The sequence below is a fragment of the aff. Roholtiella sp. LEGE 12411 genome (assembly GCF_015206995.1).
Lineage (GTDB): Bacteria > Cyanobacteriota > Cyanobacteriia > Cyanobacteriales > Nostocaceae > Komarekiella.
On the sequence record NZ_JADEXR010000058.1, the window covers coordinates 25,483 to 32,481 of the forward strand.

Below are 6,999 nucleotides of genomic sequence, written 5' to 3' on the forward strand. Positions count from 1 at the left end.
AGCCACTGCGTTGGACAAAGAGAAGTCTGAGCGGAGGAAGCCTCCGATCTGAACTTCGGCGTCCAATTATAACTTCGGGTTTACCTCTTAGCATTCTTGCAGGGTAGCAAGTAGTGTCTGATTGGAGAAATTTCCACTTAGACCTTCTGCAATTTTCTAATCTCTGTTTGCACATCGAGGGCAATTTGCAACGATTGATTTAGCAGTTGAGCGTATTCGCCTGCCTGACTACTAACTTCTAGGGCTTGCAAACTGGCTAAATTATTGACAAATAACTCTTGATTATTAGCAAGCAATTTTTTATTATCTCGCAAAATTCGTTCTGTTTTCAGCCCCCGTACTAAATCTTCTCTAATAAGTTGTAAGGCGGCGGTCACTTTGTTTCGGTCATTTATATTGCTTTGAGAGTTTCCTGATGCTGCCAATTGATCGTTAATATCTATGGCTTCAATCACAGTATGATATTTATCAACTTCATCTAAAAGTATTGTTAGTGCTTCAGGACAGGTCAACTGCCGCCAAAGCGATCGCCCAACTAATATTGGGATTGGCACTAAAATTAGTAAGAGAATTCCTAGTCGAATTGAAGAACCAATTGTTGGCAAAATAATAAATGCATAAACAAAGCCAACAATTATTGGGGTTAGCGCCAACGTCACCAGAGCTTCACTAAGCAAAAACCCTAATCGCTTCTTACTATCTCGCAGAACAGAAGGTCGAAAAACGTCTTCTGGATCGAACCCAGTCAAACGTCTTAGTTCTCCCTTACTAATTTCCAAGCCTATTAAGTCCGGCTGCACGGTTGCATACTCCTATGGAAGCCCAAGTTGCGTATTCATTTTAATCGGGTTAAGCAATTCCAGAAAGAGCACAGAGCGATCGCCAAACAAAAAGAGGCAGATAATTGATCTACCTCGTAAATTAAAGAGTATAGAAACAATCAAGGATAAAGGCCCCTATCAGTCAGCGCCTGCGCTACACGACCTACACCCAAGGTATAAGCTGCCAACCGTAGAGGAACTTGGCGCACCTCTGATTGTTGAACTACTCGGCGGTAAGCTTTTACCATCAAATGTTCCATTTCGCTGTTGACGCGTTCTTCATCCCAAAATAGGTAAGAAAGACCCTGCACCCATTCTAGATAACTCACCACCACACCACCAGCATTGGCCAAGATATCAGGTAATACAGTCACACCCCGCGCCGTTAGTAACTGGTTAGCTTCCAGAGTAACTGGGCCATTAGCTGCTTCTGCGATGATCTGCGCTTGTACCTGATTCACATTTTCTCCTGTAATCTGGTTTTCCAAAGCTGCTGGTATTAAAACATCGCAAGGTAAAGTTAGTAAATCTGCATTACTAATTGATACCGCTTGGGGAAAGCCTACAACACTTTTGCGGTTTTCAGCAGCGTAAGCTTTCAATGCTGGAATATCAAGACCGTCTTGGCAAAAGACACCACCTGCACCCGTCGAGACAGCGATAATTTTTGCTCCAGCTTGGTATAGCAATTCTGCTGCGGCACTACCGACATTACCAAAACCCTGAATAGCCACTCGCACTCCCACCAAGGAGCTTCCTCGATCTGCCAGTGCCTCACGTATAATAATCATCACACCGCGTCCAGTTGCCATTTCCCGTCCCCGCGAACCACCGATAGAAAGTGGCTTCCCAGTCACAACCCCTGGCACGGCATGACCAACATTTACTGAGTAAGTATCCATCATCCAAGCCATCTCACGGGCAGAAGTGCCCATGTCTGGTGCGGGAATATCTACTGAAGGGCCAATATCTTTAATTAATTCACTGATATAACGACGACTGATCCGCTCTAATTCGCCGACGCTGTAGCTTTTCGGATCTATGGAAATACCTCCCTTAGCGCCACCGTAAGGAATACCTAACAGGGAGCATTTCCAAGTCATCAACATTGCTAGGGCTGACACTTCCCGCAGGGTTACAGCGGGGTGGTAACGAATCCCTCCTTTGTAGGGGCCTAAAACATCGGCGTGCTGCACTCGGTGTCCAGCGAAAACCCGTACTTCACCATTATCTAGTTTTACAGGAATGGAAACTGTAACGACTTTGCGCGGGTGGCTGAGGATTTCCACCAACCCTTGATCTAATCTTAATTCCTTGGCTGCCGCCTCTAGATAGCTACAGGCTTGATCAAATGGACAAATGTGTGCTGGAGAGGTGGCTTCCAGTGGCAACAAAGATGTTAGATTCATATAATTTTCTTCTAATCGCGCTTTTTCGCGAACCGGATATATATGACTATATGCCTAGCTTATCCTTTTTTTTGAAGAAAGGAATTTTTTGTAGTTCCTGTTACATTTTAATTTTCATTTTATGATATGTGTGATCAACACTGAAAAGACCCATCTGTGTTCATTGGCGATCGCTTCGCTAAGCAAGGGATCTAGTTAGGTACAAAAACTTCAGAAGTAAAGTTCCCATGTAAACCATAGGGAACATGATGTTTGAGATGCAGCCGTGCTATCGGGCTTTTGTGGAAATTACCAGCATCTAAAATCATCACATCTGAGCGGTGATGAGCAGCATCATAAACCAAAGCCAGCACCCAACCATCATCTTCTTTTTCAGAACCTGGGCGAGGGACAAAAATCGGCTCACCCATAAAACCACGAGGTGCAGCACTCCAAAGTTGTCTTTCTCCAGACTCTAAATCAATTTTTAGCAATGCTTGCAACGGAGCATTACCAGTCTCTGCATGAGTTGCGCCTATGTATAAGTATTGATAAGGACGACCCACATTAGCTGGATTAATACTAGGAAACTCACAACAGCGACTTTCAATCAACTTCTGTTGCACCGTGCCATCTTTGAGATTGAGACAAAACCGCCAAAGTTTTCCAGGGGACTGTGCCTCAAAATCGACTCTCCGAAAATCGCTTTCGGGTTCTACTTCTGGTAAGGATTCGTAGCAAATGGAGTCAATTAAGACTTCATCCCCCATCTCAAAAGCATTAACGTGATGGAAAACGAAACCAGACTGAGTTTCTAAAATTTTTACCTCACTTTGCCCTTTTTTGGGAGTGCGAGGAATAACTATAATGCGAGTTGGTTGGTTGGGCTCAAACTTGATACATTGCCCTGCTGCTCGTATTCCCAAAGCCAGAGGTATAGGGTTAAAGGTGACAGGATTTTGAAAGAAGATGCAGTAATTGGGAGTAATGACAAAATCGTGAATAAAACAAAAACCCGGAACACTATGAGCGTGCTTCTTAATAATTTCACCCGCTGGATTTAACTCGAAAATAGTAATTGTTGTGGATAGTCCAGGCTTAATAGAGAAATTTACCAGGCAAGGTGCATTCCTATCTTGTTCGCAACTGGGATCTAAGCGCGGATGAGCGCTAAAAGCTTCACTTGTTGACAAAACATTATTGAAATATTCTCTACCCAAAGTTTCCAGAGTGTAAGGGTTGAGATGATGTGGTTCAGCAGCTTCCCATAGTGCCAAAAGTTTCCCACCCCAATAGATAACGTTGGTATTAGCAATATTTTTGATTTTGAAGTCGAAGATATTAGCTAGCCAACCACCAGGTTTTTGTGTACCAAAGACACCGCGATAGAGAATTTTTCCAGCTTCTTTCTCTGCTAAATAGCCTTCAGTGCGGACAAAACGGTTGCGGAAATGAGCGCGACTATTGGTAAAGGTAATGCGGCTAATCATGCCATCACCATCAAAAGGATGATGAATGCTTTGTCCGTTGATATCTAGCAAACCGGGGCCATTTCTAAACAACGTACCTTGCAATTCTGGAGGAATTTGTCCTTCAATATCATCAATCCAATAATCAAACTCTTGATTTAGAGATTGATATCCTTTTTGCCAGTCGCTACGAGTGTAGGATTTTTCTGTAATTGAGCTTTGTTGAATTTTCAAATTCTGCATATACTTTGTTTTTGATTGTTACCCTGCGCCAACATTTTTAGGCAACAGAAGAATCTGTTTGCAGTGTTGTGTGAGAGTATTTAATGAACTACTCAACTGCTTTTAAATCTGGTTATTTTACCATCAATCAAATCAGGCAAAAACGCTGATTAACCATTTTTGACTGAGGCAGGTTGCAAAGTCAGTGTTTCAGTTTGCTCCTCAGCAGCAGGTAGCCAATTGAGGAATGGTAGGGGTAACAGGGTACTGAAGTTAGTAATCACCACCAACAGCCAAAGCGACTCAAAGTTAGTTGAAGTGATTCCTAGCCAATTCATGATTAATGCCCCAGATGCATGGGAAACCAGTCCTGCTGAATTAAATATCGACATTAACAAAGCAAATAATGTCGCTTCCACGCCAAGGGGACAAAGCCTCGCTGCTAAAACCATCACTGGCATAAAGGCGATTTTCCCCATCACGGAAAGAATAAGACTATCACCCAAACTAAACCAGTGGTCATCTATACCTAGAAGCCGATTTGTGTGAGTCACTAATATCAGCGTCGTCATTCCCAAAGTGGCTGAAAGAAAGGTACTCCAACCAAAAATCACGCGAAAAGGAATGCTTTTAAGAAAACGTTGAAAAATCCAAACCCCAACTAAAGACGCAACACTTGTCAATAAATGCACTCGCCCCAAAAATTCTGGTTTAAAGTGTAGTTCGTTGGTGGAGAAGAAGAAAAAGGCTGAGTCAGCACTTGGGGTGGCTTGCCAAATAAAAATAAACGCTGTTGGTAGCCAAATTGCTTTTTGAGTAAAGGCTTCGCGTAGTTGCCTTACTTGATGCTTAATTGTTAGAAAGTTTTCGTGATTACTCTGTTTGGCATCTTTGCTAATGGGAGTCTCGGCAATTAACCAAGCTACAACTGAGAGCAGAAGAGGGAACAAAGCGGTAATCCAAAAGACAGTGTAGGTAGTGAAATGCTCTAAGAGCATACCGCTAAAGTAAGCTGTTATCAAACCTCCAACTGCGGAAGCGCCCCAGCACAGGGATTGTAGAGAACCTGCATCCGCTTGAGATTCAGATCTTGCTCGTTCGACAACCAGCGAGTCAACTATCACGTCACTAACAGCAACAGAGAGAGAACTCAGGAAGATCGCCACTGTCGCCGCCCAGCTTGTATGAACTATTGTCGCGAGGCTCACCCAAGCAGCAGCTCCCAATATTCCGGATAAAACCAAGTAAGGACGCCTACGATAGCCAAATATAGGAAAGCCATCGGAGACAAAACCAAACACAGGCTTGATCATCCAAGGTAGGGCGACAATTCCCAATAATACTGACATCTGAGGCGGACTTAGCAGCAGTTCATCTTTGAGGAAAAAACTCACGGCTAGACGCGCCAGCCCTAAAATTCCTTGGACAAAGTAGACAGTAAGAATTGCAATTAACTCGGCATTGGGTTCATGACCCAAGAAAATTTTTTCTTTTACTGAGTCTTTGACCTTGGACAAGCCAGAGGAGTGAATCAGCATTTGATGAATATTCTTGAAGTTTTATCCATTTTTATATCATATCGATTTCTCAAAGTGTGGGTTGCTAGCAGACTGAATATATCCCTGGCAAAATAGATTATTTAACCTAAATGAACAAAATCTTCCCAAAAGCTGGCTTAGATTTTCCACTCAGCATCCAGATCTGAGTTATGTAACGCTATTACCGCATTCTGTCCACCAAAGCCAAAGCTGAAACATAATACACGCTGAATTTTACTTAGACGTGCCTCTTTTACTAGGTTTAAATCAAACTCTGATTCTTGCAATCCTACACAAGGCGGTAGAATTTGATGCTTCAACGCCATGAGAGAAAAAGCTACTCCCAAAGCTCCTGATGCGCCTAGGGTATGACCTGAGCTTCCTTTTGTGGAACTAACTGCCACTCTTTGAGAAAACAAATACTGGATCACTTTGCTCTCTATGTAGTCATTTAGCTGCGTAGCTGTACCATGAGCATGAATGTAATCAATGTCGGTTGGTGTCAAGCCGCTACGTTTTAGACATTGCTTGATAGATGCGATCGCACTTTTACCCTCAGGTTCTGGTGAATTAGCGTGATACGCATCGTTTGTTAAGCCAAAACCAACAATTTCACCATACACTCTTGCCTGACGCTGTTTTGCTAACTCTGCTGATTCTAGGACAAACACAGCTCCACCTTCACCTAAAACTAAACCTTCCCGGTGCAAATCAAAGGGATAAGCCCCAGTTTTCGCTAAAGCACCCATTTGCTGAAACCCTGCTAAAGATAGGGGTGTAATCGGTGCTTCCACTGCCCCAGCGAGTGCCTGTTGACATTGCCCAGTTTGTATAAGTAAAGCTGCTTGAGCGATCGCCCAAATACCAGTAGCACAAGCTGCCATTGGTGCTAAAACTATCCCAGATGCTCCAATTTGTCGCGCAGATGCGATCGCATTCATCTGAGGTAAGGTGTCTAACCAATTTTCTAAACACACTCCCTGGTTACAAGAGGAGGGGGGGAAAGCAAGAGGGGGGGACAAGATGAATTGTTCACTTATTTTCCTGATTCCTTCACTCCTCCACTCCCCCATTCCTCCACTCCTTTGCTCTATTTGCTGTCGCGCTAGCAACTCCCAAGATGATTGATGAGAGCGACTTGATCCGATGACTACAGCACAATCAGGTAAAGGTGGAACCAACCGAGCATCTTGCAAAGCAGATGCAACAACCATCTGAGTCAATATTTTCAATTGGGCTGGTTGTTGACCAATCAACCCTAAAGGAAGCGGTTCGAGTTCTGGAAATGGTTGATGCAACCGAATTCCAGATTTACTTGCTAGCAATTTTTGCCAGCTATCATCTAAACTTCCACCCAAGGCAGAAACTAGACCTATGCCAGTGACAACAACCTTTACCAATTTGTAAATTAGAAATAGGAGAAAAGAGCTAGGATTGACATACTCACCTGCCTGAAGGCGAGGTGATTCTTGACGCTTCGTTGACAGATGCTACCGGAGTAGTCTTATCCCGTCTCTGCGTCCGTTTAGAGTCGTGGCAATGCCCTATCCCGACTTTGTTT

Annotated in this window: 5 protein-coding genes; all 5 read right to left on the minus strand. The window is 43.5% G+C overall.

What is annotated here, in order from left to right; genetic code table 11:
* Positions 1-137: 137 nt before the first annotated feature.
* The 5 genes from IQ246_RS14875 to IQ246_RS14895 all read right to left on the minus strand — a co-directional run bounded on the left by IQ246_RS14875 (position 138) and on the right by IQ246_RS14895 (position 6,838).
* Positions 138-800, minus strand: coding sequence for a hypothetical protein (locus IQ246_RS14875; protein WP_194004137.1), 663 nt, complete (start codon positions 798-800; stop codon positions 138-140).
* Positions 801-940: 140 nt separating this feature from the next.
* Positions 941-2,230: a Glu/Leu/Phe/Val dehydrogenase gene (locus IQ246_RS14880; RefSeq protein WP_194004138.1), complete on the minus strand. Its 1,290-nt coding sequence runs from the start codon at positions 2,228-2,230 to the stop codon at positions 941-943.
* A gap of 191 nt (positions 2,231-2,421) precedes the next feature.
* A complete protein-coding gene (locus IQ246_RS14885; RefSeq protein ID WP_194004139.1) occupies positions 2,422-3,921 on the minus strand; it encodes a carotenoid oxygenase family protein in 1,500 nt (499 codons plus the stop codon).
* Positions 3,922-4,070: 149 nt separating this feature from the next.
* A complete protein-coding gene (locus tag IQ246_RS14890; protein WP_194004140.1) occupies positions 4,071-5,438 on the minus strand; it encodes a folate/biopterin family MFS transporter in 1,368 nt (455 codons plus the stop codon).
* Between the two features lie 137 nt (positions 5,439-5,575).
* Positions 5,576-6,838, minus strand: a complete 1,263-nt coding sequence (locus IQ246_RS14895) for a beta-ketoacyl-ACP synthase (RefSeq protein ID WP_194004141.1) — start codon at positions 6,836-6,838, stop codon at positions 5,576-5,578.
* Between the last annotated feature and the right edge of the window lie 161 nt (positions 6,839-6,999).